The sequence below is a fragment of the Pseudomonas sp. MF09150 genome (assembly GCF_059862355.1).
The window spans coordinates 238,339-261,660 of record NZ_JCBCUS010000004.1 but is presented as its reverse complement, the minus strand read 5'-3'; the positions used below and the strand labels follow the sequence as shown (position 1 = coordinate 261,660).

Sequence of the window (23,322 nt, the reverse complement as noted above, 5' to 3'; positions counted from 1 at the left end):
CTGATTTTAAATAGGAAGATGAAACGGTTCAGCTTTGAGGCAGGAAGGATAAAGCGCCGTCCTGAAGAGAGAAAGCGCTTTATTTGACATGGATCATTTCGGATTCGGTAACAGTGCGCCGGGGCCTGCTGGCCCTGGCGCCTGGCACGGCGGGTTACGAACGGCTGGCCTGGCCGGCCTCGAGGGTTTTGCGCTCACGGGTATAGCTCAGTACAAAGTGCGCCACCAGGCCGAAAATCAGGCCCCAGAACGCCGCCGCCAAGCCCAGGAAACTCATGCCCGAGGCGGTGACCAGAAACGTGATCAACGCCGCTTCCCGTTGTTTTTCATCGGCCATGGCCCCGGTCAATCCGGCGCTGATGGCACCGAACAAGGCCAGGCCAGCCAGGGAGGCGATCAACTCCTTGGGCAGGGCCGAGAACACCGAGGCCAGGGTCGCGCCGAAAATCCCCATCAGGATGTAGAACACCCCGCAGGCGATCCCGGCGATGTAGCGTTTGTCCCGATCTTCATGGGCTTCGCGGCCGGTGCAGATGGCGGCGGTGATGGCCGCGAGGTTGATCCCGTGGGAGCCGAACGGCGCCAGCAGCAGCGAGCCGATGGCGGTGAACGAGATTATCGAGCGCGCCTGGGTGGTATAGCCGGCGGTGCGCATCACCGCCATGCCCGGCACGTATTGCCCGGTGAGGGTCACCAGTGCCAGGGGCAGGCCGATGTTGATAATCGCGTGCCAGCTCCACTGCGGCGCGGTGAAGATCGGCTGGGCCACGGCAATGGTGATCGAGCTGCTGTTGAGTTCGCCCAGGCCGGCGGCCACCGCGCAGCCCACGATCAACACCGAGAGAATCGCGTAGCGCGGCGACAGGCGCTTGCACAAGAGGTACGCGGCGATCATCGACAGGACCAGGGCCGGCTGCAGCTTGATCGAGGTGAACAATTCGGCGCCGAAGCGAAACAGAATCCCCGCCAGCATCGCAGCGGCAATGGCCTTGGGCAGGCGGCTCATCAGTTTGTCGAAAGCCCCGGAGAACCCGACCACGGCGATGATCAGGGACGCGACGATATAGGCGCCTATGGCCTCGGGCAGCGACACCGTGGGCAGCATCGATACCAGCAACGCAGCGCCAGGGGTCGACCAGGCGGTGATCACCGGCACCTTCAGGCGCCAGCTGAGCAGCAGCCCGGTGATGCCGCTGCCGATGGAAATGGCCCAGATCCAGGACGACACCTGCTCGCTGGGCAGATGGGCCTGGCTGGCGGCCTGGAACACGATGATCAAGGGGCCGGCATAGGAAATGATCACGGCAATGAGGCCGGCAATGATCGCGGAGAGTGATACGTCCTTTCTGAGTGTGCTCATGGCGTCTCGACTGGGCGCTGGGTGGGCAGCGCATTGCATGCGAAGGGAGCGGCGTCGGCCGATTGATTCGATCGGTGGCGAGTGTATTTCAAACAATTGAATCGATTCAATTGTTTCTCATTGCAGGCTTGGTTCGTGATGTGTGATTTATTGACTAAGTGGCTGTATTTAAAAGGTTAAATGTTTTATTGAAATTTATTTATAAGTCGCGTGACCGGATTTTGTTTTGAGATTTATAGAAATTTAAAACAAATTGAGTCGATTGGATGCCCTGGCGTATCGCTGTGATATCCTCCGCCGCTATCCAATGCTGCCAGTGGTCGTGATCATCCATGTGGGTTCCCCAGTTAAGCGAATTCAACCAGCCGGTCTACCTGTCGATCGCCGATGCCCTGGCGCGTGATATCAACAGCGGCCTGTTGAGCGACGGCGAGCGGTTGCCGACCCTGCGCGACCTGGCCGCCACATTGAATGTCACGCCGGGCACCATCAGCCGCGCCTACAGCGAGGCCCAGCGGCGTGGGCTGGTGCAGGGGGAAGTGGGGCGCGGCACTTATGTCCAGGCCCAGCCAGCCCTGGCTCTGCCCCTGCCCCTCAGCCATGAGGCGCCGACCCTGGCCCTGGGCCAGCCTGAACTGCTCGACCTGTCGATCATCAAGCCTTACAGCGAGACCCTGGAATATTGGCTGCGCGGCGCCCTGGTGGGCATGGCCCAAAGCATCGACTTCGGCCGGGCCCTGGATTACGCGCCGGACGGCGGCCACCCGGCCCATCGCGAGGCCGGTGCGCAGTGGTTGCGCCATGCGCTGCCCGAGGCCCAATGGCAGCAGGTGGTGATCACCGCCGGTGCCCAGCATGGCTTGATGGTGGCCATGAGCGCGCTGACCAACGCCGGAGACCTGGTGCTCTGCGAGGCCCTGTGCTATCCGGGCATCATCTCCCTGGCCCATGGCCTGGAGCGACGCCTGCGCGGGGTGGCAATGGATGAGGAGGGGATCATCCCCGAGGCTCTGCGTGAACTCTGCCTGCGGGAAAAACCGGCGATGCTGGTGTGCGTCGCGACCTGCCAGAACCCTACGGCGGCCATCATGTCCGAGCAGCGTCGGGCGCAGATCGCGGCACTGGCCGAGGAGTTCGACTTCATCATTCTGGACGATGACATCTATGGCTTTCTGGCCACCGACCCGTCGATCAAACCCTTGTCCAGCTTTGCCCCCGAACGTTCGGTGTACCTGACCAGCCTGTCCAAGGCGATCATGCCGGCCCTGCGGGTCGGTTACCTGTACAGCCCGCCGAAACTGCTGTCGCGCCTGACCTCCATGGTGCGCAGCAGTGTGTGGATGCCGTCGCCGTTGACCGCGCAGCTGGCGAGCAATGTGATCAGCGAAGGTCTGGACCGCAAGCTGGTGCAGACCCAGCGCACTGAGGCGGCGGCGCGCCAGGCCATTGCCCGGGAGGTGTTTGCAGGGTTTGAACTCCAGACCCAGCCTCACTGCTACCACATCTGGCTGACCCTGCCCGAGCCCTGGAGCGCGGACGAGTTCACCCACCTGGCCCGGGCCAATGGCGTGCTGGTATTGAGTGGCAGCCAGTTCGAGGCCGAGCGCGGGGGCAACTCCCGCTGCGTGCGGGTGGTGCTGATGTCGCCCACCACCCAGGGTGAATTGCGCTTTGCCTTGACCCAGTTGGCGAGCCTGATCGAGACCGATCCCCGCCGTTACTACTGAGCCACCGCTCCCCTTTGACGGGGGAGCGTGCTCGCGTCCGGCATGCAGTGGCCGCCTATGCAGTCACCGCGATCCATCAGGCAGGCGTCGCCAGTGAGCCCTGCTGCCTCAGGTTCAGAAGGTGGTCCGCAAGCCCACTTCCACGCTGCGCCCGGCCGCCGGCGCGATGTCGCGCAGGATAGAACTGGCGTAGCGCACGGTCTGGTTGGTCAGGTTCTCGCCTTTGACAAAGGCCAGCCACTGGCTGCTGCCGATATCGAAGCGATACCCGGCGCTGGCGCCGAAGGTGGTGTAGCCATCGGTGCCGCTTTCGTTGTCCGGGACGCGACCCTGGCCGGCGGCGTGCTCCACATCCAGGCGTGCTTGCCAGCGATCCAGTTCCCACAACAGGCCGCTGTTCAAACGCAGGGGGGCGATCCGTGGCAGGGCCTGGCCGTTTTCGAGGTTGGTGGCTCGGGTGTAGTCGCCTGACAGGTCCAGGGCGAACTTACCGTAGGTACTTTCACCAAGCTGCCAGCGATCCTGGGCTTCGAACCCGACGAAACGTGCCCGCACGCCGGAATAGGTGTATTCCGGGATGCCGTCGGCGTCTTCCTCGCCCTCGTCATTCAAGGTGCGACCGCTGCCGAGCAAGCCGATGTAATTGGAGAAGTGGCTGTAGAACACCCCGAAGCTGCCCTTGTGGGTGCCGTTGTCAAAACGCAGGGCCAGGTCGCTGGACACGGCTTTTTCCTTGGACAGTTTGGCGTCGCCGACTTCATAGGTACCGGTGGCCACATGGGCGCCATTGGCGTACAGCTCGTAGAACGTCGGGGCGCGCTCGGTGTAGCCGAGGGTGGCGGCCAGGGACCAGATTGGCGTCAGGGTATAGACCGCGCCGGATGACAGGCTGCCGGCGGTAAAGCTGCTGGAGCGGTTGGCGTTGGCGAAGCGCTCGTTGCCTTTGCCGTCCGGGTCGACCGTGGTGTGCTCCAGGCGCCCGCCGAGGCTGAGCTTGAGGCGTTCGCTGGCTTGCATCTCTTCGAGGATAAACAGCGCGCCGCTGTTGGTATCGGTCTGGGGTACGAAGGCTTCCTCACCCAGGGCGGAAAATTCGCTGCGGCTGACTTGTGCTCCGATCACGCCATTGAGTGGGCCGAGGGGCAGGTGCCGCGCTTCAACCCGGGCTTCATAGCCTTTGTTCTTGAAGGTGGTGCCGGTTTCGCCGCCTTCGATCTCGCGGTGTTCGTAGTCGGTGTACCCGGCGTCGAGTTTCACCGAGCTGAACGGGCCTTGCAGGTTGCGCAACTCGGAGGCGAAGGCGTAGTGATCCTGCTTCATGCGGATGCGTACGTCTTCTTCGGCCGGGGAGCCGTAGTTAGAGTCGTAGTTGCTGTAGGACAGGCCGGCATAACCGTCGTCCCAGGTGTAGGAACCGCCGATGGCTCCGCCGTCCTGGCGCCCGTCGCTGTTGCCCAGGCGGCCGTTCTTGGCGGCGCCGTCTTCGCTGGGGGGCGCATGGCGGCTGCGGGCGTCGCCGGGGATTTTCAGGTCATTGAACTGCCGTGAGTTGGCGTCCAGGTGCAGGGCGAAGGTGCCGTCGCCGGCTTCCAGCTTGCCGGCGCTGCTGCGGGTGGTGTCAGCGCCGCCATAGCGCAATTCACCGGCGCCGTGGATGCCCTCGATGGAGGCGGTGGGGATTCGATTGTCGAAGCTGTTGACCACCCCACCAATCGCGCTGCCGCCGTAGAGCAGGGCCGCCGGGCCACGGACGATTTCGATACGTTCGACGTTGACCGGGTCCAGGGGCACGGCGTGGTCATAAGACAGCGACGAGGCATCCAGGGCGCCGACGCCATTGCGCAGGACCCGAATGCGATCGCCGTCCAGGCCGCGAATGATCGGGCGACTGGCGCCGGGGCCGAAGTACGACGACGACACGCCGGGTTGTTTGTTCAGGGTTTCGCCGAGGCTGCCTTTTTGTTCCAGGGTCAGTTGATCACCTTCCAGTACGGTGCTTGGCGCAGCCAATTGCGCGCTGCCCAGCGGGTTGGCGGTGATCACTTGCGGCGGCAATTCCACGGCGTGGGCTTGGGAGGCGATCAGCAAGGCGGCGGACAGCGGCGACAGGCGCCACAGCAGAGAGCGAGAAGGGCGGGGGGCTGAGAGAGACATCGGTCATTCCTTGGCAAGCGTTGCGCAGAGCGCTTCGAGACAGAAAACAGGCTGGACACGGGGGTGCCCTGAGTGCGGGTGAGTTATTATGATTTGATACAATATAACATCTCTTTTATTTCGAAAAGCCAGGAACTTTTACTGCTGCCTGGAAAATCCCCCTCGCGCTTTCTGTAGGGCCTAGTCTGCGTTCAACTGTTACGCCCACGGCATCGGTGCTGGCCAGCGCAGCCTTCGGCAGCGGCTACAGTTAGGTCAGCGCTCTGGCGCGGGCGCATGGCCTCGGCTAAGGTGCGCGGCTTCCTTTTCCCTTCGCTCAAAGGCCTGGCATGACCGTCACCACTACCGACCCGCTGCATGGCGTGACCCTGGAACAGATCCTCAAGGCGCTGGTGCAGCACTACGAATGGTCGGGGCTGGCCGAGCGCATCGATATCCGTTGCTTCAAAAGCGACCCGAGTATCAAGTCGAGCCTGACGTTCCTGCGTAAAACCCCGTGGGCCCGGGAGAAAGTCGAGCAGCTGTACGTGAAGCTGCAGCGCACCAAACGCCCGCTTTAAGGACCGCGTAATGCTTGCCGCAGCGCTTTGCCTCTCGCGCTACCGGCGCAGCCTGATGGCCGGCGCTGCCGTGCTCGGCTGGCTGGGGCTGACGATTCAGCTGTACCTGATCCTGCTGTCGCGCTGGAACGCCGAAGCCAGCTTGCTGGGTGGGCTGGTGAATTTTTTCAGTTTTTTCACCGTGCTCAGCAATACCCTGGCAGCCAGCGTGCTGACCTGCGCCCTGAACCTGCGGATCTCCAGGGGCCAGCAGTTTTTGCTGCGGCCCTGGGTCGGCACCGCGATAGCCGCGAGCATGCTGCTGGTGGGGTTGGCCTACAGCCTGTTGCTGCGCCACTTATGGCATCCCCAGGGCTGGCAGTGGCTGGCCGATGAGTTGCTGCACGACGTGATGCCGCTGCTGTTTCTGCTGTATTGGCTGGGGTGTGTGCCCAAAGGCAGCTTGCGCCTGGGGCATGTCGGGCTGTGGACGATCTACCCGCTGCTGTATTTCGCTTACCTGTTGCTGCGCGGCGATTTGCTGGGGCTTTACCCTTATCCGTTCATCAACGTGGACAAGCTGGGTTATCCCCAGGTGTTTATCAACGCCCTGGGGATCCTGCTGGGTTTTGTCCTGATTTCCCTGGTGCTGCTGGGCGTTGATCGTTGGCTGGGGCGGCGCGAGCCCAAGGGTTAGGCGGGTTACTCGTCGTCGCTGCCGTCAAGGCGCCAGTAGCCGGCCGCTTTGACGAATTCTTCATTCAGGGCATGTTCGTCGAGCAACACGCGGCGGATCTGGCGCGACACCTTGCTTTCGGTGGCGACCCAGGCGTAGAGCTTGCCCGTCGGGACCTGCAACTGGCGCACGGTGCTGATCAGGTCCTGCTGGCCGCTGTCACGTTCAACCCAGATCACCTCGACCTGCGCCGCGCTCTCCAGGGGCTGGCGTTCGGCGGCGTTGGCCACTTCGATCACCGCCAGCACCTGGCGCCCTGCAGGCAGTTCGTCCAGGCGCCGGGCGATGGCAGGCAGTGCGGTCTCATCGCCGATCAGCAGGTAGCTGTCGAAGATGTCCGGCACGATCATCGAGCCACGGGGCCCGCCGATGTGCAGGTATTGGCCGGGGCTGGCCTGTTCGGCCCAGGTCGAGGCAGGGCCGTCGCCGTGCAGCACGAAATCGATATCCAACTCGCCACGCTCCAGGTCGTAACGACGTGGGGTGTAGTCGCGCATGGCGGGCATCGGCCCGTTGTCCTTGCCAGCGCCCAGTACCAGGTTTTCCAGGGCGGCCTGTTGCTCGGCGTTCTGCGGGAACAGCAACTTCACGTGGTCGTCGCTGCCCAGGCTGACGAACCCCGCCAGTTCCGGCCCACCCAGGGTGATGCGGCGCATGCGCGGGGTCAGGTCGACGACCCGCAGCACTTGCAGGCGGCGGCGTTTGATTTCATGGCTGACCCGGTGAATGGTTTGCGAAGTATCGACGGTCATTCAGCTTGCTCCTGAGCAGGTTGACTGGCCGGGCCATCGACGATGGCCCTGGCGGTATTGTTCAGCAGGTCGCTGACCCGCAGGATTTCTTCAGGGCTCCAGCGCCCGTGATGCAATTGCAGGGCGTGGCGCAGGTTATGCACCGCTTCGTGGATCTGCGGCGGGCGGTCGTGGCCGCGCAGCGAGCGCTTGCTGACGTCGATGCGCATGCGCACGCCTTCCAGGGCAATCGCCTGATCGTGCAGTGACAGGCGACCGGCCTCCGTCACGCTGTAGCGTTTTTTGCCGCCTTCGGCATCGCCCTGGATCATTTCGCTTTCTTCCAGAAAGGTCAGGGTCGGGTAGATCACGCCGGGGCTGGGGCTGTAGGCGCCGTCGAACATGCCCTCGATCTGGCGGATCAGGTCGTAGCCGTGGCACGGCTGCTCGGCGATCAGCGCCAACAGCAGCAGTTTCAAGTCACCGGGGGCGAACACCCGGGGCCCGCGCCCGCCGCGCTCGCGACCGGGGCGTTTTTCGAAGCCGTCATGGCCGTCGCCATGTTCTCTGTGATGGGGGTGGTGCTCTCTCATTTTCTCTTCTCTCTTCGGGTTTAGACATAACTTAAGATATATCTTAAGAAAGACGCAAGCCCTTCTGTGCAGCACAGAGCCGCCGTTGGTCGGAGAGCAAGTTGGCGAGGACTGAGGCCCCAGGCCTCGAAAAGACGGGCAAGTGTCTTGCATCGTGCTTGAAAAGTCGGAATCGCGGGACGGCTGTGAGACGAGCGCGGCCACCTGTTACGGCGCTGTCAGGGGGGAACTCAGCGTTGAGCCACGCTGCCCAGGCACTGGCTGTTGCTGCCGGGTTGCAGGTACGGCATCAGGATCGGTGCCATGCCCTTGAGCACTTGCACTGGCAGCGCCGAGGTGAATTTGAAGGACTGGGCGCTGGCGCCCGGAACGAAGGCGGTGAGGGTGCCGAAGTGGTGATCGCCGATGTAGAACACAAAGGTCGCGGTACGGTTGATCGACTTCGAGCTCAGCACCCGCCCACCGGCACCGATGGCCTCGATGCGGTTGTCGCCGGTGCCGGTCTTGCCGCCCATGGCCAGTGGCGTGCCATCGGCCAGTTTGAAACTGCCCGAGACCCGCTTCGCGGTGCCGGCATCCACCACTTGGGACAAGGCGCCGCGCAGCGCGGTGGCGACCTCTGAAGGCATCACTCGCTTGCCCTTGTCGGGGTCATTGAGCAGCCGGGTTTCATAAGGGGTGTCGGCGGCAAAGTGCAGGCTGTCGATGCGCAGGGTCGGCAGGCGCACGCCATCGTTGAGGATGGTGCCCACCAGTTCGGCAAGGGCGGCCGGGCGGTCGCCGGAGCTGCCGATGGCCGTGGCCAGGGACGGCACCAGGTGGTCGAACGGGTAGCCGACCTGTTGCCAGCGCTGGTGGATATCGAGGAAGGCTTCGATCTCCAGCATGGTGCGGATGCGGCTGTCGCGGGCGCTCTTGTGCCGGCTCTTGAACAGCCAGCTGTACACCTCCTGGCGCTCGAACTCGCTGGCCTTGACGATCTGGGTGAAGTTGGCGTCGGGGTTGTTCAGCAGGTAACCCAGCAGCCACAGGTCCAGGGGGTGGACCTTGGCGATATAGCCCTGGTCGGGAAGGTCGTAGGCACCGGGGCCGTAACTGGCGTAGAGCTTGTCCAGGCGCTCATCGGTGAGTTTTTCCGGCTGCTTGACGCCTTTGAGATGGGACCGCACGAAGCTGTTGAAGCTGTCCTGGCTGGCGTCCGGCAGCAGGTAGCGGTGCACCGCGGCCAGGCGGATGGCGGTGGGGTGCATGCTGTCGAGGAAGGTTTCCAGGCGCGCCTGGGTGTCCTTGTTGCGGTACTTCTTCCAGAACCGCAGCAGGAAGGATGTGCCCTCGCGGTCGGCGAACCTGGCCAGGTATTCCTGGCGCCGCGGGTCGCCGTCGTCCTTGAGCAACTGCGCGCTGTTTTCGGGACCGCCATAGGTGCTGTAGCGCACCAGGTCACGCATCAGGCGAATGAACGGCAGGTTGATCGACTCCCGCAGGGCGTCGCGCAGGCTGGGGCTGCGGCCGTTGTCTTCGTTGCGAAAGTTATGGAAGTGATGCAGCCCGCCGCCGGTGAAAAAGGCTTCCCCAGGGCTGGCGGAATAGGTGCGGTCGAGGGCCGCGTCGAGCATTTTCGGCAGGCTGCGGTCGCTGTTCTGGATCAGGTAGTCGACGGCCCAGCGGCTCAGCCGATCCTGGTCGGAGACTTCGGTTTTCTTCAAGGCCGCGGCGGATTGATCGGCGTAGCGGTCGTGCAGCTCGGAGATGATCTGCAAGTAAGTGGTGAGCACTCGCAGCTTGGCGGTGGAACCCAGTTCCAGCTTGCTGCCTTCGTTGATGTCGAAGGGCTGGTCGGTGCTGTCGGTCTGCACCCGTACCCGCGAGCCGTCGGCGGTGAGTTCGAACAAGGTGAAGCTGTAACGCACCTGGGTGGTGCTGGCGGGGGTCAGCAGGCGCTCGCCGAGCAGGCCGATCTGCCCGGCAAAGGCCGGGTCAGCCAGGTGCTTGAGGTAGTCGGTGGCCTGGCGTTGCAGGTCACTTTGCAAGGTGCTGGTGGCCGACAGGTCAAGGCGATCCAGGTCATACAGCGGTCGGTTGAGCAGGTTGGCCAGGCGGCTGCGGGCCGCGCTGATGCCCTTGTTGGTCTCGATCGGTTGCAGGGTCGGTTGTTGTTGCCAGTCGCGGTAGCTGACCTTGCTGGCCAGGGCCGCGGCGGTCAGGGCCGGGTCGATCACGCCGCTCTGCGCCAGCAGGCGGATATGGCTATCGGTCAGGTCGGCCAGCTCGCTGCGGCCCTTGGCCAGGTAATGCGAGGGCCGGCGCTGGGCAATCATCAGCGACAGCACCTGACGCAGGGCCAAGCCACGTTGCGCGAGGCTTGGCGGGTCGCTGGCGGTACTCGCCAGCTGCGCGTTGACCTGGCTGAAGTCGGCGCCGTACCAGACCCGTAACCCCTCGGCCATGCCATGCACTTCGCCGTGCCCGGGCACCGCCGACAGCGGCACGCTATTGAGGTAGTCGCGCACCACTCGCTGGCGGGCTTCGAGGGTTTGCGGGCCGTCCTGATAGGCGCGCACGCTGGCGGAAATCATCTGCCGCAGCTTTTCACCGCCCGAGACCGTGAGGCCGTCCGGCGAATGGCGATATTTTTCCAGCTGGGTGGCCAGGGTGCTGCCGCCGGCGGTCTGCCCCGGCAGGTGCAGAAGCTTGGCCAACTGGGACCAGGCGGCCTTGCCGAAGCGCGGCCAGTCCACGGCAGGGTTGGACAAGGGCTGGCTGGCATCCAGCAGGTCGCGGTTTTCGATGAACAGCAGGCTGTGCACCACCAGCGGCGGGATCGCGGCAAAACTGGAGTACAGCTGTTGCGGGTAGTTGAATTGATACAGCGGCGCGGCGCGGCAGTCGGTGATCGACAGTCCTGCCTGAATCTTCTCGGCATAGGGCACGAAAAATCCCTGCTCGCTGTAGTCCATCAAGGCGGGGGAGAACCGCGCCTGGGACTCAATCAGGTAACCGCGTTTGAGCAGGCGCGGCAGAAACTCGCCCATGGCGCTGTAACCCAGGCGTTTGTCAAAGGGCCCGGCGCCGGGATACAGCACCGCATCGCTGGCCCCGGGTTGTACCGAGTAACTGAGGTCCTTGGCGAATCGACTGAACTCACGGGCTTGCAGCTTCGAAGTGCGAATCTCGCGGGCTGCGGCAAACCCGAGGGCAATCAGGGTCAACAGCAGCAATAACCAGAACAGGCGCCAGGCATGGCGCCGCGGACGGCGCTTTTGGGCAGGGGGCGCTTCATCCGCACGATCAGTGGGCACCTGGGGTTTACTTGAATCGGTCTGCCATAAAGCGCCCATAGTCGATTGATCCATTCACGCAGATTGATCGGACTTGCATGAAGCTTAGTCGGTGCTTGGCGCCGCTGAAAAAATTGTCAAAGCGATCTTTCTACCCCCCTGTGGCGAGGGAGCTTGCTCCCGCTGGGGCGCGCAGCGGCCCCAAAGGCCTATCAACCACACCGCGTACTCAGGTTTTGCGACTGCTGCGCAGTCGAGCGGGAGCAAGCTCCCTCGCCACAAGGGGGATTAAAAACGAGCGTTTATAGCCAGCAGGCATCCCAGAGTGGATAGTCGCCAACCTTTTTCACCAAGCCGGCCCTTAAGGGGTTGGCGACGATGTAGCGTGCGATGTGTTGCAAGTCTTCGCCGTCACGGACGGCCCGGTCGTGATAGCCGCTTTGCCAGAAGGGCCCATCGGAACCGAGACGTCGATTGATTTGATGGGTACTACGGGATTTCACTGCCTGGACCACTTGGGGCAACGTGGCTTTTTCGAGTTGCAGCAGCCAATGCAGGTGACCCGGCATCAGCACCCAGGCCAGCGATTCGACCTGACCGCAATCCTGAGCCCGTTTCAGCTCGGCGACCACCAGCCGTCCCAAGCGCCAGTCGGAAAACAAGGGGCGTCGACGGTAGACCACGGTGGTAATGAGATAGGCCCGGCCGCTTTCAGAGTGCCGGCCGTGGCGCAATCGATGGGACTGTGGACGGTGCGGCATTCCATTGCCTCCAGGTTCTGAACAAATGAATCCTGGACGCTAGCAGCTTGACCTCGAAGTGGGGGCCATGCCTCGTTTATAGATATTTCAGCCTTGTGGCGAAGGCACAAGCTCCCTCACCGCAACGTGGCTGAGGGCAACTGAGCGCTTGCAGTTAGCCAGGCCCGACACGGCCGTTTATGGCGAGGGAGCTTGCTCGCACTCGACTGCGCAGCAGTCGCAAAGGCTGAGCACGCGGCATGCCTCTCCGATCTGAGAGCCCACTAAGCCCCGAAGCGTCGGCCTGAGGCCTGTGATAGAGCCTTCGCGCCGGTAAATACGGCCTAGGTAGGGGCATGACGCTGCACCATTGCTGTGCAATACTCGGCGCCGTTTAAAAATGACTCTCGGCCAGATCTCCAGGTAATGCTCCTCCGTGAAAAGGGTTATTGCCGAGATTTCTCGCTGAATTTAGCTACTTATAGAGTGAAAAGCCCTGTAGGGAGCTTTTTATACTGCTCGCCCCGCTGATCTCGCCGGTTTGTCCGGCCAGACGGTTCGATCCACAAGGTCGGGCCGGTAGAGCTCGTACAGGTTATCCGCCTGTGCTTCGCAGACTCGGTGGCTCATATCCAATAACAAGATGAGGTTGTATCCCTATGCCAGTTGGCAATCACCTGCCCCAAGGCGAGACCGCTCAGGGCGGCCCGCTAAAACGCGAACTCGGCGAACGGCATATTCGCTTGATGGCGCTTGGCGCCTGTATCGGCGTCGGCCTGTTCCTCGGTTCGGCCAAGGCCATTGAAATGGCTGGTCCGGCCATCATGCTGTCCTACATCATCGGCGGCCTGGCGATTCTGGTGATCATGCGCGCCCTCGGCGAGATGGCGGTGCATAACCCGGTCGCAGGTTCGTTCAGCCGTTATGCACAAGACTACCTGGGCCCATTGGCAGGCTTTCTCACCGGCTGGAACTACTGGTTCCTGTGGCTGGTGACCTGCGTCGCGGAAATCACCGCCGTGGCGGTGTACATGGGGATCTGGTTCCCCGATGTGCCGCGCTGGATCTGGGCCCTGGCGGCGTTGATCAGCATGGGTTCGATCAACCTGATCGCGGTCAAGGCCTTCGGTGAGTTCGAGTTCTGGTTTGCCCTGATCAAGATCGTCACCATCATTGCCATGGTCATTGGTGGCATCGGCATCATCGCCTTCGGTTTCGGCAACGACGGCGTGGCGCTGGGCATTTCCAACCTGTGGACCCACGGCGGCTTCATGCCCAATGGCATCAGCGGCGTGCTGATGTCGCTGCAGATGGTGATGTTTGCCTACCTGGGTGTGGAGATGATCGGCCTGACCGCCGGTGAAGCGAAGAACCCGCAGAAGACCATTCCCAATGCCATCGGCTCGGTGTTCTGGCGCATCCTGCTGTTCTACGTCGGCGCACTGTTCGTGATCCTGTCGATCTACCCGTGGAACGAAATCGGCACCCAGGGCAGTCCGTTCGTGATGACCTTCGAGCGCCTGGGGATCAAGACCGCTGCCGGCATCATCAACTTCGTGGTGATCACCGCTGCGCTGTCGTCCTGCAACGGCGGCATCTTCAGCACCGGGCGCATGCTCTACAGCCTGGCGCAGAACGGTCAGGCCCCTGCCGGCTTCGCCAAGACTTCAAGCAACGGTGTGCCACGGCGTGCTCTGCTGCTGTCGATCGGTGCCTTGCTGCTGGGCGTGCTGCTCAACTACCTGGCGCCTGAGAAGGTGTTCGTCTGGGTGACCGCGATTGCCACCTTCGGCGCGATCTGGACCTGGGTCATGATCCTCCTGGCCCAGCTCAAGTTCCGCAAAGGCCTGAGCGTTGCCGAGCGTGCGGCCTTGAAATACCGCATGTGGCTGTACCCGGTCAGTTCCTACCTGGCCCTGGCGTTCCTGGTTCTGGTGGTGGGGCTGATGGCCTACTTCCCGGAAACCCGTGTCGCGCTGTACGTCGGGCCGGCGTTCCTGGTGCTGCTGACGGTGCTGTTCTATGTGTTCAAGCTGCAACCGACTGAAGCCCGCCAGGCTTCGGCAGGCTCGACGCTGTAACCCGCGCGTCCCTGAATGAAAAAGCCCCGGTCCAGTGACCGGGGCTTTTTTATGGCGCCCGATAAAGGGCCGTCGGGCAGGGCGCCAACGTCCTGCGCCGGCTAAGCGATGGCCGCGTGGGCCGGCTGGCTCAGGCGCTTGTTGAAGTCCAGCCAGGATGCCAGCGCTACCATCAGCGCGACCCCCAGCACAGCACTGAACAGCTGCATGGCCAGGGCATCGTCCGCCTGGGCGTTGAGCATGTCCGCCAGGGGCGCCAGCAATACGCCAAAACAGAACACCTCCAGCGAGTAGCGGCCCATGCGCGCGCACTGCTGCGCCAGCCAGTGGCGCGTCCAGCCGATATCCGGCAGCAACCTGGCCGTGACATAGGCCAGGGCCAGGAAGTGCAGCAGGCGCAAGGGCGACAGGTTGGTCTTGCTGATCGGGTACAGCCATTCGCCGAGCATCCTGGGCATGAACGCGTCGTGCACTTCGGGCCATTTCCAGGACAGGGCCAGCAATCCGCTGAGCAGCAGATACGCCGTAGCACCGACAAACATCGGCTGCCGGCGCAGTGGCCGCCGCTCAGCCAACCCGGGCCTTTGCCCATGGATGGCCGCGGCGCCGCCCAGGATAAACAGCAGCTGCCAGGCCATCGGGTTGAAGAACCAGACGCCGCCTTCCTGGGCCGCCAGGTTCCACTGGAACCAGGGCGCCAGCAGGTACAGCACCACTGACAGCCCGACCACATACTGCGCCCTGCGCAGCAGCATCGGCAGCACCAGCGGCAGGCCCAGCAACAGCAGGATATACAGCGGCAAGGGGTCCATCAGGCTGGGTTTGAAGCGCAGCAGCAACTCATCCATCAACGCCTGTTGCGGGTGGGTGAGGAAGTACTGCAAGCCCATCTCCTGCACCAGGTCGCGGGTCTGCACATGGCTGTTGGCGAAGAACACGATGCCCATCAGCAGCGCCAGCAGGAAGATATGCACCACATACAGGACCCAGGCCCGGCGCAGGATTTTCACGCAGGCCACCAGGTAGCCATCGCGCTGCACGACCTTGCCGTAGGCCAGTACCGCCGCGTAGCCGGCAAGGAATACGAAGATTTCCGCCGCGTCGCTGAAACCGATATTGCGCAGGGTAAATTGGGCCAGGGGGTTCTGCGGCACGTGATCCCAGAAAATGAAGATCAGCGCCAGGCCACGAAAGAAGTCGATGCGCGGGTCGCGTCCGTTAAGCATGGCGTCGGGCTCTTGAGCGAAGGTCTAATAAGGAGTCGCGGGCGGCGCAAAAGGTTGCGCGCCACCTATCGGCGGCGCGCAGGGTGGCGTGATTGCTCGCCAATTGCAAAGGGCGGAGCAGCGCCCGGGGGCTAATCGGACGAGTCCGAGGCACAGGGCAGCTTTACCCCGGCGCAGGGTCATCAATGTCAGATCAGGGAGTACTGCGATGCACAGCGTAAAAATGACCGGTCCTGAAGTCGAGTTGTTCGCGAGCATTGTGTGGCGCCTGCGCAGCGCGGAAACAGGCCCATCCGTACGGGAGCAGGTGTTGGGTGACCTTGCGCAGTTGCTGCGGGCCGATTTTGCCGCCTCTTATATCTGGGACAGCCGGCTGAACCGGTCGCTGCAGGGCACCGCGATCAATATCGAGGCCAGCCGCCTGCGCGACTACGAGCAACGCGTGCACCTGCACGACAGGATCACCCCGTTACTGCGGGCTCGGCGGCGCGCGACCCGGGTCGATGAGGTCATCAGCCGGCGGGAGCTGGAGCAGGGGGCCCATTACCGTGAGTTTCTCCAGCCCTGTGGCATGCACCATGGGATCAATCTGTTCGTGTTCGATCAGGAGCGCGACCTGGGGGATTTCCGGGTCTGGCGCGGCGCTGGTCAGCCGGCGTTCGGCCAGCGCGAAGTGTGCCTGCTGGATGCGCTGAACCCTTATTTGCAGCAAGCCCTGGTGCTAGAAGCCGGTGCGGCGCCGCTGCTGACGGCACGCGAGCAGCGGGTGGCGGGGCATGTGGCCCAGGGCTGCAGCGACAAGCAGATTGCCCGCTTGATGAATATCGGCTTCACCACCGTGCGCACCCACCTGAAAAACGCCATGGCCAAGACCGGGGCCCGCAATCGTACCGAACTGGCGCTGTGGCGGGCACGGCATGGCGCGCCTCCTCAATCCTGAGGATGTCTGACGGGTCTCCGGCGAGGCATTAATGCGGGCTCCGAGCGCCATGGTGGAGCTCGACCGATACCCAGGATCGTTATGAATACCCGACTCTGCCTATTGGCGCTTGGCCTGTTGGCCAGCGGTGCCACGCCTGCTGTCGAAGCGCCGCTGGACCTGCTGTCGTTGAGCGCTGAACACACGGCCCGTGCGATCTGCGAGGGCCAGGTCTCGAGTGCGACGGTGGTGGCTTTCTGGCTGGCCCGTATCGAGGCGCGACCCGAGCTCAACGCTTTTATTTCATTGGCGCCGCAGGCCGCGCTGACCCAGGCGCGTGCCGCCGATGCGCGCCTGGCCGCGGGCCAGGGCTGCCTGCCCCTGGGCGGCGTGCCCATCGCCATCAAGGACAATATCCAGGTCAAGGGCTTTGCCAACAGCGCGGGCACTCCAGCGTTGGCCGGTTTCTTTCCGGCCCACAATGCGCCGCTGATCGACAGGCTCCAGGCTGCCGGCGCGATTGTGCTGGGCAAGACCAACATGCACGAACTGTCATTTGGCGCGAGTGGCTACAACCGGGCGTTCCATGGGGCAACGGTGGGCGTGCGCAACGCATTCGATCCATCGCGGATTGCCGGTGGCTCATCTTCAGGCAGTGCGGCGGCGCTGGGCGCGCGCCTGATCCCGATCGCCATGGGCACCGATACCGGCGGCTCATCGCGCGAACCCTGCGCCCTGAATGGCTGCGTCGGCTTTCGCCCGACCGTGGGTCGCTACAGCGGCCAGGGCGTCACGCCGATCTCGCCGCGGCGTGACACCCCTGGCCCCATGGCCAATTCCCTGGGCGACATTGTGCTGCTCGATGCCATCCTCAGTGGCGCCCCGGCACTGGCCGCAACGCCTGTGCCCGCGTCACACATCAGGCTGGGGGTGGCGGATTTCCACTGGGCCGACCTGGACCCTGAAGTCGCCGCCCAGGCCCGGGCAGCCCTGGAAAAACTGCGCCTGGCCGGGGTGCAGCTGGTGCCAGTGGCCATGCCCGGGCTGACCCAATTGCATGCCAAGGTCGCGCTGCCGGTGGTGATCATGGAGACGCGCCAGGCGCTAACCGCGTATCTGCAGGAACAGGCCGCCGGGGTGTCGTTCGAGGCCTTGGTCGAGGGCATCGCCAGCCCCGATGTCCAGGCCATCTTTACCCGGATGATCGTGCCTGGGCGGGTGCCGGGGCCGGACGGGCAATTGCAGCCCGGTGCCGAGGCCTATCAGGAGGCAATCACTCGCCACCTGCCGGCCTTGCGCGAGCTCTATCACAGCGTTTTCGCCGATCACCAGCTGGATGCGCTGGTCTTCCCCACGGTGCCCGAGGTGGCGATCAAGGCCGACGAACAGGCCAGCAGCGCGCAGCATTTTGCCCGGATCATTCGTAACACCGACCCCGGCAGCCAGGTCGACATGCCCGGCCTGAGCCTGCCAGTGGGGTTGGGGGCGGACAGCGGCTTGCCTGTGGCCATGGAGATCGATGGCTTGCCGGGCAGCGACGCGCGCCTGCTGGCGATCGGCCGGACCCTGGAGTCAATCTGGGGCCCCAGGCCGCTGCCTGCCGAGTAGCGCCGAGGGTTGCGCGCTACAGGTCAATGATCACCAGGGTGCCATGGCTGCCAGCCAGCACCGCGTGGGGCACGCCGGCTTCCACCAGGTACATCTGGCCAGCCTCCACGGTCACCGGCTCGCCGGCCACCGTCAGTTGCAGGCAGCCGCTGGTGACCAGCAGGCCTTCGTTGTAGTCGTGGGTTTCTTCGATGTAGGCCTGCGGGTCCATGCGCAGCACCTTGATGCGTGCGGGGCCGACCTGGCCAAGCACTTGCGAGCGCCAGGTGCCCGGCAGTTGGCTGGCCAGTGAGTCAAAGGGTAATAACGGCATGGGGTCACTCCGAAAGGGGCAGGGGGGGCGGTGCTTTCGGTGGTCCGGTCAGCGTAAGGGGGCGTATCAGAACGGGTTCATCAGCAGCACCCGGCAGTCCCGGGCCTGGAACTGATTGATCTGCGGCACCAGCCGGGTGAAGTGCTCCGTCCGGCAGTGGGCATCCAGTGCTGCCTGGTCGGGCCACAGCTCGATAAAGATAAAGTGCCCGGGGTCTTTCTGGTCGACAAACAGCTCGTAGGCAATGCACAGCGGTTCTTGGCGGGTTTTTTCCACCAGCTCGGTGTACCACGGGCGTACGGTGTCGAGGTGTTCGGGGAGGATGAAGTCTTCAGCGATGACTTTGAGCATGGCAATCCTTGTCGCTGCGCCCGACCCTTGCGGGGCGGGCACACGTAATCCGGTCAATCAAGCTGCGGCTTGTTCATTGGGTTCGAAACTGTCGGCCCGCGCCATCTGCCACATGCGCGAGTAGAACGCGCCGTCCACCTCGCCGGTGAGCAATTCGCCGGGCTTGAGGAACACATGCAGCTGCGAGAACAGTTTGATTTCGGTGGCCGACATGCGCCGCACCAGGTGCTTGGCTTCCAGTTGCGAAGGGTGGTCGAGGCCGGCGGCAGCAAGCATCTCGGCCAGGGCCTTGAGGGTGTTGCGGTGGAAGTTGAACACCCGCTGGGCCTTGTCCGGCACCACCAGGGCGCGCTGGCGCAGGGTGTCCTGGGTGGCGACACCGGTCGGGCATTTGTTGGTGTGGCATGACTGCGACTGGATGCAGCCGATGGCGAACATGAAGCCGCGCGCCGAGTTGGCCCAGTCGGCGCCGATGGCCAGCACGCTGGCGATGTCGAAGGCGCTGACAATCTTGCCGCTGGCGCCGAGCTTGATCTTGTCCCGCAGGTTCAGGCCCACCAGGGTGTTGTGCACAAACAGCAGGCCTTCGCGCATCGGCACGCCGATATGGTCGGTGAACTCCACGGGTGCCGCGCCGGTGCCGCCTTCCTTGCCGTCGACCACGATAAAGTCCGGGAGGATGCCGGTTTCCAGCATGGCCTTGGCGATGCCCATGAATTCCCAGGGGTGGCCCAGGCAGAACTTGAAGCCCACCGGCTTGCCGCCCGAGAGTTCGCGCAGTTGCTGGATGAACTGCATCAGCTCGATCGGCGTCGAGAAGGCGCTGTGACGTGACGGCGAAATGCAGTCCTCGCCCATCATGATGCCGCGCGTCTCGGCGATCTCCTCGGTGACTTTGTGCTTGGGCAGAATTCCGCCGTGGCCGGGTTTGGCCCCCTGGCTCATCTTGATTTCGATCATCCGCACTTGCGGGTTCTGGGCCTGCGCGGCGAAGCGGTCCGGGTCGAAACGGCCGTCGGCGGTGCGGCAGCCGAAGTAGCCGCTGCCCAGCTCCCAGGTCAGGTCGCCGCCGTTTTCCCGGTGGTAGGGGCTGATGCTGCCTTCGCCGGTGTCATGGGCGAAGTTGCCGAGCTTGGCGCCTTGGTTGAGGGCGCGGATCGCATTGGCGCTGAGGGAGCCGAAACTCATGGCCGAAATGTTGAACACCGAGGCCGAATACGGCTGGGTGCACTGCGGGCCGCCGACGATCACGCGAAAGCTGCTGGGGTCGCTCAGGGGCGCCGGGCGCATGGAGTGGCCGATGAATTCGAAGCCCGACTGGTACACATCGATCAGGGTGCCGAAGGGTTTGTCGGCGCTTTCATTCTTGGCCCGGGAATAGACCAGGGAGCGCTGGGCCCGGGAGAAGGGCAGGGCGTCGCTGTCGGACTCCAGCAGGTACTGGCGGATTTCCGGGCGGATGCCTTCCACCAGGTAACGGATATTGCCCAGGATCGGGTAGTTGCGGCGCACCGCATGAGGGCTTTGCATCAGGTCGAAAATACCCAGCAGGCTGAGCAGGCCAGTGACCAGGGTGATCGGCCACAGCCAGTCGTGTTCAAGAAAGGGCAGGCTGGCGAGGGTAAAGATCACACAGGCGGCAAAGAAGGCGTAGCGGCTCAGGAGTGACAGGCTCATACGGTTTCCTTGGGTTCGGACTCATCAATCCAGTCAGGCTCGGGGCCTGTGGAAATAGGCAGACAACGGGGGCCGGAACGGGGTGTCCAGCTTGTCGCGGTCGGGGCGCTCAGGGTGGTTCACGGTGTTGGCGAAGGGTGGAGCTTACGAGCGATCTCCGTCTCGGGGCAACCCGCTGGCGTCTGTCCCGCGGGTTTCGGTGGTCGGATAGACGATTTGCTTTGGCGCTTATTGCAATCGGTTCTCGTTTGGGTGGGCGTTATATGTTACTATATAACGTATTAATCACATGCCAAGCCCTCGGAGGCCACAGATGAAACCTGGAATCCACCCCGCCTACCGCACCGTGCTGTTCCACGACACCGCAGCCGATGTGTTCTTTTTGATCGGCTCCACTGTCGACACCGATCGCACCCTGGCCCACAGCGATGGCCAGACCTACCCCTATGTGACCCTGGACGTGTCCAGCGCCTCGCACCCGGTGTACACCGGCCAACAGCGCAAGACCCAGTCCGAAGGCCGTATCGCCGGTTTCAACAAGCGTTTTGCGTCCTTCGGTTCGGGCGGCAAGAACGCCTGAACCAGCTGCCCCGGGAGCACTGCGGTGGCAGCAGTGCGCTCGGGTGTGCGGATCAGTGGTATTAAAAAGCCATCATTGCTTGCTGAAACCTGGCTACGCTTAGCTCAAACAACACGGATTGCTGTTGCCCTTCCAATAAGGATCAGTGCATCGATGTTGACCCGAGGTGTCGCCATGGGTGAGCACAGCGTTGCCATTTCCACACCAGCGTCCGGCGTGCTGCTGGTTGACGAGCAAGATTCGGTTCTCACCAGCCTGGCTGAACTGCTGAGTGAAGAGCCCTACCACCTTTACCTGGCCCATGGCAGCGCCCAGGCCCTGGAGCTGATGGCGCAGCACCCGATCGACCTGGTCATGAGCGCCGCGCACCTGGCGCAGATGGACGGTGCCAGCCTGCTGGCGCGCATTCATCAGGACTATCCCCAGACCATTCGCATTCTGCTGACTGGCGATCCGGACCTGGCGCTGATCGTCAAGGCGATCAATGAAGGCCAGATCTACCGCTACCTGAGCAAACCCTGGAACGACCAGGAGATGCTGCTGACCCTGCGCCAGGCCCTGGCCCATCAGCACAGCGAGCGTGAGCGCCAGCGCCTGGAAACCCTCGCGCAAACCCGCAACGGCGAACTCAGGGCCCTCAATAGCCAGCTGGAAAAACGCGTCGCTGCCCGCACCGCCGAGCTGCAGCAGACCGCCGACATGCTCGACCTGGCCTATGAGGAGCTCAAGCACAGTTATGCGACCGGCACCGAGCTGTTCTCGCTGCTGGTCAACCAGCGCCTGCCACCGGCCAAGCAGACCAACCGCCAGATCATCGAGCTGGTGCGCGCCTACTGCAGGGTGCACGCCCTGGACGAAGGCAGCAGTCGGGACCTGGCCATGGCTGCCGCGCTGTACAACATCGGCAAGTTGAGCTGGAGCGACAGCATGATGAGGTCCCCGGCGGACCTGATGCACCACCACGACCGCGAGCTGTACCGTACCTATCCGAAGCAGAGCGAATCATTGTTGATGACCCTGGAGCCGATGCAGGATGCGGCCCGGCTGATTCTTCACCATCAGGAGCACTGGGACGGCAGCGGCTTCCCCGATCACCTCAAGGGCGAAACCATTCCCTTTGGCTCGCGCTTGCTCAAGCTGGCGGTGGATTTCATCGAATTGCAGCGCGGGCTGATCCTCGAGCGGCAGATGAACAGCGACGAGGCCCTGGTGTTTATCCGCAAGTTCGCGGGCAAGTTCTATGACCCGCAGTTGGTCGAAGACTTTGTCCAGGTGTGCGCGGTCTACCTCACGGACGTGACCCTGGGCGACCCCTCGGTCAAGGTTCTCGGCACCCGGGAACTGCAAGCCGGAATGCTGCTGGCGCGCAACCTGAACGCCGACAACGGCATGCTCCTGCTCAATGCCGGCAAGGTGCTCAACCTGCCCCTGGTGGACAAGCTGATTGCCTTCGAGACCATGGAGGGCGCGCGCTACAGCGTATTTGTCAGGGTGGTCCAGGAGCAGTCCGGCAGCGAAAAACCAGCCCTGGCGCCGTGACGCGAAGGGGCCGTGCGTGGGATCCTTGCGCCTTTCATTCAAGGCCGACCCGCTCCCATGACTGCCTGTACCGACTCCAAGAACGCCATTATTCACATCGCCGCCGGCCTCCTGCTCAGCCCGGATGGCCGCACGCTGCTGGTACGCAAGCGCGGAACCCAGGCCTTTATGCAGGCGGGGGGCAAGATCGAAGCCCGCGAATCACCGGCCGTCGCCCTGGCGCGGGAGTTGGAGGAGGAACTGGGCTTGCAGGTGGATCCGGCCCAGGCGCGCTTTCTCGGCCAGTTCTCGGCGCCCGCGGCCAACGAGCCCGGTTACGTGGTGCAGGCCGAGGTGTTTTTGCTGGAGATCGACGCCGAAGTGGCCCCGGCTGCAGAAATCGAGGAGGTGTGCTGGGTCGACCCGCACAGTGATATCAACCTGCACCTGGCGCCATTGACAAGGGATCTGATCCTGCCGTTTTATCGTGCCTCGCTGACACCCCCGGCCTGACCTGGGCCCTCGCCGAGGATTGCCATGATTTCACGCCACGATGACCTGATCTTCGCCGCCGCTTCATTGCTGACGCTACTGGCCGCCCCGGTCTTGCGCCTGCTGCCCGCGCCGGGTCGCGGAACCTGAGCCCGCCGTGAGCGACGTGCTTATCCAGCGTCTGAACGGGCGCCACGCCGCGCAATATCGGGCGTTGTCCCTGGAAGCCTACGCGCGCCATCCCCAGGCGTTTGCCTCCAGCATCGGCGACCGTGCGGCGATCCCCCTGGCCTGGTGGGCGGCGCGCCTGGACGATGAGTTGGACCTGCTGCTGGGGGCGTTCGAGGGCGAGGTGCTGGTGGGGATTGTCGGCCTGGCCCTGGAGCTTGAGGCGCACGCCCGGCATAAGGCGACCCTGTTCGGTCTGTATGTGAGCCAGGCCTGGCGTCAAGGCGGGGTGGGCTACCAACTGGTGCAGGGGGTTCTCGCCGAGGCGCGCGAGCAGCCCCAGGTGCGCCTGATTCAGCTGACCGTGACCGCCGGCAGCGACGCGGCCATCGCCTTGTATCGTCGCTGCGGTTTTATGCAGTCAGGCCTCGAATCCCTGGCAGTGCGGGTCGGCGATGACTACTTCGACAAAATCCATATGTGCCGCGAAGCCCGCGAGCTTTAGCGGCACCCGCCGCACGCCGCGCCACC

At 63.6% G+C, this 23,322-nt stretch carries 20 protein-coding genes; 10 read left to right on the top strand and 10 right to left on the bottom strand.

The genetic code is table 11. The features are described from left to right. Positions 1-154: 154 nt before the first annotated feature. Positions 155-1,360 carry a benzoate/H(+) symporter BenE family transporter gene (locus AC19YX_RS17320; protein WP_500606667.1) on the bottom strand — a complete coding sequence of 402 codons (1,206 nt, stop codon included), beginning with the start codon at positions 1,358-1,360 and terminating at the stop codon, positions 155-157. Positions 1,361-1,692: 332 nt separating this feature from the next. Here AC19YX_RS17320 and AC19YX_RS17315 point away from each other — a divergent pair, with 332 nt between their 5' ends. Then, positions 1,693-3,087 carry an aminotransferase-like domain-containing protein gene (locus AC19YX_RS17315; RefSeq protein WP_500606666.1) on the top strand — a complete coding sequence of 465 codons (1,395 nt, stop codon included), beginning with the start codon at positions 1,693-1,695 and terminating at the stop codon, positions 3,085-3,087. Positions 3,088-3,201: 114 nt separating this feature from the next. On the opposite strand, the gene AC19YX_RS17310 is transcribed toward AC19YX_RS17315, so the two are convergent. Beyond that, positions 3,202-5,241: a TonB-dependent receptor gene (locus AC19YX_RS17310; protein WP_500606665.1), complete on the bottom strand. Its 2,040-nt coding sequence runs from the start codon at positions 5,239-5,241 to the stop codon at positions 3,202-3,204. 329 nt (positions 5,242-5,570) lie between these two features. Between AC19YX_RS17310 and AC19YX_RS17305 the strand changes: the two genes are divergently transcribed. Then, the gene (locus tag AC19YX_RS17305; RefSeq protein WP_020298531.1) at positions 5,571-5,801 is read left to right on the top strand and encodes a VF530 family protein; all 231 of its coding nucleotides are present in this window, start codon (positions 5,571-5,573) and stop codon (positions 5,799-5,801) included. A gap of 10 nt (positions 5,802-5,811) precedes the next feature. After that, on the top strand, positions 5,812-6,477 hold the full coding sequence (locus tag AC19YX_RS17300; RefSeq protein WP_078471962.1) for a Pr6Pr family membrane protein: 666 nt from the start codon (positions 5,812-5,814) through the stop codon (positions 6,475-6,477). A gap of 5 nt (positions 6,478-6,482) precedes the next feature. On the opposite strand, the gene AC19YX_RS17295 is transcribed toward AC19YX_RS17300, so the two are convergent. The 4 genes from AC19YX_RS17295 to AC19YX_RS17280 all read right to left on the bottom strand — a co-directional run bounded on the left by AC19YX_RS17295 (position 6,483) and on the right by AC19YX_RS17280 (position 11,879). Continuing rightward, entirely contained in the window at positions 6,483-7,268 is a 786-nt protein-coding gene (locus AC19YX_RS17295) for a siderophore-interacting protein (protein ID WP_500606664.1), read from the bottom strand. Further along, positions 7,265-7,840 (bottom strand): PadR family transcriptional regulator, encoded by a 576-nt coding sequence (locus tag AC19YX_RS17290; protein ID WP_201127680.1) that lies wholly within the window; start codon positions 7,838-7,840, stop codon positions 7,265-7,267. The genes AC19YX_RS17295 and AC19YX_RS17290 overlap by 4 nt, the downstream gene beginning before the upstream one ends. 230 nt (positions 7,841-8,070) lie before the next feature. Then, entirely contained in the window at positions 8,071-11,178 is a 3,108-nt protein-coding gene (locus AC19YX_RS17285; protein ID WP_500606663.1) for a transglycosylase domain-containing protein, read from the bottom strand. 242 nt (positions 11,179-11,420) lie between these two features. Continuing rightward, positions 11,421-11,879: an REP-associated tyrosine transposase gene (locus tag AC19YX_RS17280; RefSeq protein WP_500606662.1), complete on the bottom strand. Its 459-nt coding sequence runs from the start codon at positions 11,877-11,879 to the stop codon at positions 11,421-11,423. A gap of 638 nt (positions 11,880-12,517) precedes the next feature. Here AC19YX_RS17280 and AC19YX_RS17275 point away from each other — a divergent pair. After that, complete coding sequence (locus tag AC19YX_RS17275) at positions 12,518-13,939, top strand: amino acid permease (RefSeq protein WP_020298537.1); 1,422 nt, start codon at positions 12,518-12,520, stop codon at positions 13,937-13,939. 101 nt (positions 13,940-14,040) lie between these two features. On the opposite strand, the gene AC19YX_RS17270 is transcribed toward AC19YX_RS17275, so the two are convergent. After that, the gene (locus AC19YX_RS17270; protein WP_500606661.1) at positions 14,041-15,165 is read right to left on the bottom strand and encodes an OpgC family protein; all 1,125 of its coding nucleotides are present in this window, start codon (positions 15,163-15,165) and stop codon (positions 14,041-14,043) included. 208 nt (positions 15,166-15,373) lie between these two features. Between AC19YX_RS17270 and AC19YX_RS17265 the strand changes: the two genes are divergently transcribed. Next, entirely contained in the window at positions 15,374-16,105 is a 732-nt protein-coding gene (locus tag AC19YX_RS17265; protein WP_500606660.1) for a helix-turn-helix transcriptional regulator, read from the top strand. An 81-nt stretch (positions 16,106-16,186) separates the two neighbouring features. Next, the gene (gene iaaH, locus AC19YX_RS17260) at positions 16,187-17,692 is read left to right on the top strand and encodes an indoleacetamide hydrolase (RefSeq protein WP_500606659.1); all 1,506 of its coding nucleotides are present in this window, start codon (positions 16,187-16,189) and stop codon (positions 17,690-17,692) included. 16 nt (positions 17,693-17,708) lie between these two features. Here the strand turns inward: iaaH and AC19YX_RS17255 are convergent, their stop codons facing one another. From AC19YX_RS17255 to AC19YX_RS17245, 3 genes are all read right to left on the bottom strand, one after another. Continuing rightward, the gene (locus tag AC19YX_RS17255) at positions 17,709-18,005 is read right to left on the bottom strand and encodes a cupin domain-containing protein (protein ID WP_078471954.1); all 297 of its coding nucleotides are present in this window, start codon (positions 18,003-18,005) and stop codon (positions 17,709-17,711) included. 66 nt (positions 18,006-18,071) lie between these two features. Then, complete coding sequence (locus AC19YX_RS17250; protein ID WP_078471953.1) at positions 18,072-18,356, bottom strand: putative quinol monooxygenase; 285 nt, start codon at positions 18,354-18,356, stop codon at positions 18,072-18,074. Positions 18,357-18,413: 57 nt separating this feature from the next. After that, positions 18,414-20,033 carry an FMN-binding glutamate synthase family protein gene (locus AC19YX_RS17245; protein ID WP_078471952.1) on the bottom strand — a complete coding sequence of 540 codons (1,620 nt, stop codon included), beginning with the start codon at positions 20,031-20,033 and terminating at the stop codon, positions 18,414-18,416. Between the two features lie 313 nt (positions 20,034-20,346). On the opposite strand from AC19YX_RS17245, the gene AC19YX_RS17240 reads away from it, so the two are divergent. The 4 genes from AC19YX_RS17240 to AC19YX_RS17225 all read left to right on the top strand — a co-directional run bounded on the left by AC19YX_RS17240 (position 20,347) and on the right by AC19YX_RS17225 (position 23,296). Continuing rightward, complete coding sequence (locus tag AC19YX_RS17240; protein ID WP_201127672.1) at positions 20,347-20,613, top strand: type B 50S ribosomal protein L31; 267 nt, start codon at positions 20,347-20,349, stop codon at positions 20,611-20,613. A gap of 174 nt (positions 20,614-20,787) precedes the next feature. Beyond that, a complete protein-coding gene (gene nosR / locus AC19YX_RS17235) occupies positions 20,788-22,152 on the top strand; it encodes a response regulator c-di-GMP phosphodiesterase, NosR family (RefSeq protein WP_500606766.1) in 1,365 nt (454 codons plus the stop codon). Between the two features lie 57 nt (positions 22,153-22,209). Continuing rightward, positions 22,210-22,644 (top strand): NUDIX hydrolase, encoded by a 435-nt coding sequence (locus AC19YX_RS17230; protein ID WP_500606658.1) that lies wholly within the window; start codon positions 22,210-22,212, stop codon positions 22,642-22,644. Positions 22,645-22,789: 145 nt separating this feature from the next. Beyond that, positions 22,790-23,296: a GNAT family N-acetyltransferase gene (locus tag AC19YX_RS17225; RefSeq protein ID WP_201132059.1), complete on the top strand. Its 507-nt coding sequence runs from the start codon at positions 22,790-22,792 to the stop codon at positions 23,294-23,296. Positions 23,297-23,322: the final 26 nt, after the last annotated feature.

Coding starts and splice junctions, on each gene's coding strand:
- AC19YX_RS17300 (WP_078471962.1), top strand. CDS start 5,812: ATGCTTGCCGCAGCGCTTTGCCTCTCGCGCTACCGGCGCAGCCTGATG.
- AC19YX_RS17255 (WP_078471954.1), bottom strand. CDS start 18,005: ATGCCGTTATTACCCTTTGACTCACTGGCCAGCCAACTGCCGGGCACC.
- AC19YX_RS17310 (WP_500606665.1), bottom strand. CDS start 5,241: ATGTCTCTCTCAGCCCCCCGCCCTTCTCGCTCTCTGCTGTGGCGCCTG.
- AC19YX_RS17265 (WP_500606660.1), top strand. CDS start 15,374: ATGCACAGCGTAAAAATGACCGGTCCTGAAGTCGAGTTGTTCGCGAGC.
- AC19YX_RS17240 (WP_201127672.1), top strand. CDS start 20,347: ATGAAACCTGGAATCCACCCCGCCTACCGCACCGTGCTGTTCCACGAC.
- AC19YX_RS17275 (WP_020298537.1), top strand. CDS start 12,518: ATGCCAGTTGGCAATCACCTGCCCCAAGGCGAGACCGCTCAGGGCGGC.
- AC19YX_RS17305 (WP_020298531.1), top strand. CDS start 5,571: ATGACCGTCACCACTACCGACCCGCTGCATGGCGTGACCCTGGAACAG.
- AC19YX_RS17315 (WP_500606666.1), top strand. CDS start 1,693: ATGTGGGTTCCCCAGTTAAGCGAATTCAACCAGCCGGTCTACCTGTCG.
- iaaH (WP_500606659.1), top strand. CDS start 16,187: ATGAATACCCGACTCTGCCTATTGGCGCTTGGCCTGTTGGCCAGCGGT.
- AC19YX_RS17295 (WP_500606664.1), bottom strand. CDS start 7,268: ATGACCGTCGATACTTCGCAAACCATTCACCGGGTCAGCCATGAAATC.
- AC19YX_RS17280 (WP_500606662.1), bottom strand. CDS start 11,879: ATGCCGCACCGTCCACAGTCCCATCGATTGCGCCACGGCCGGCACTCT.
- AC19YX_RS17230 (WP_500606658.1), top strand. CDS start 22,210: ATGACTGCCTGTACCGACTCCAAGAACGCCATTATTCACATCGCCGCC.
- AC19YX_RS17285 (WP_500606663.1), bottom strand. CDS start 11,178: ATGGGCGCTTTATGGCAGACCGATTCAAGTAAACCCCAGGTGCCCACT.
- AC19YX_RS17245 (WP_078471952.1), bottom strand. CDS start 20,033: ATGAGCCTGTCACTCCTGAGCCGCTACGCCTTCTTTGCCGCCTGTGTG.
- AC19YX_RS17270 (WP_500606661.1), bottom strand. CDS start 15,165: ATGCTTAACGGACGCGACCCGCGCATCGACTTCTTTCGTGGCCTGGCG.
- AC19YX_RS17290 (WP_201127680.1), bottom strand. CDS start 7,840: ATGAGAGAGCACCACCCCCATCACAGAGAACATGGCGACGGCCATGAC.
- AC19YX_RS17250 (WP_078471953.1), bottom strand. CDS start 18,356: ATGCTCAAAGTCATCGCTGAAGACTTCATCCTCCCCGAACACCTCGAC.
- AC19YX_RS17320 (WP_500606667.1), bottom strand. CDS start 1,360: ATGAGCACACTCAGAAAGGACGTATCACTCTCCGCGATCATTGCCGGC.
- nosR (WP_500606766.1), top strand. CDS start 20,788: ATGGGTGAGCACAGCGTTGCCATTTCCACACCAGCGTCCGGCGTGCTG.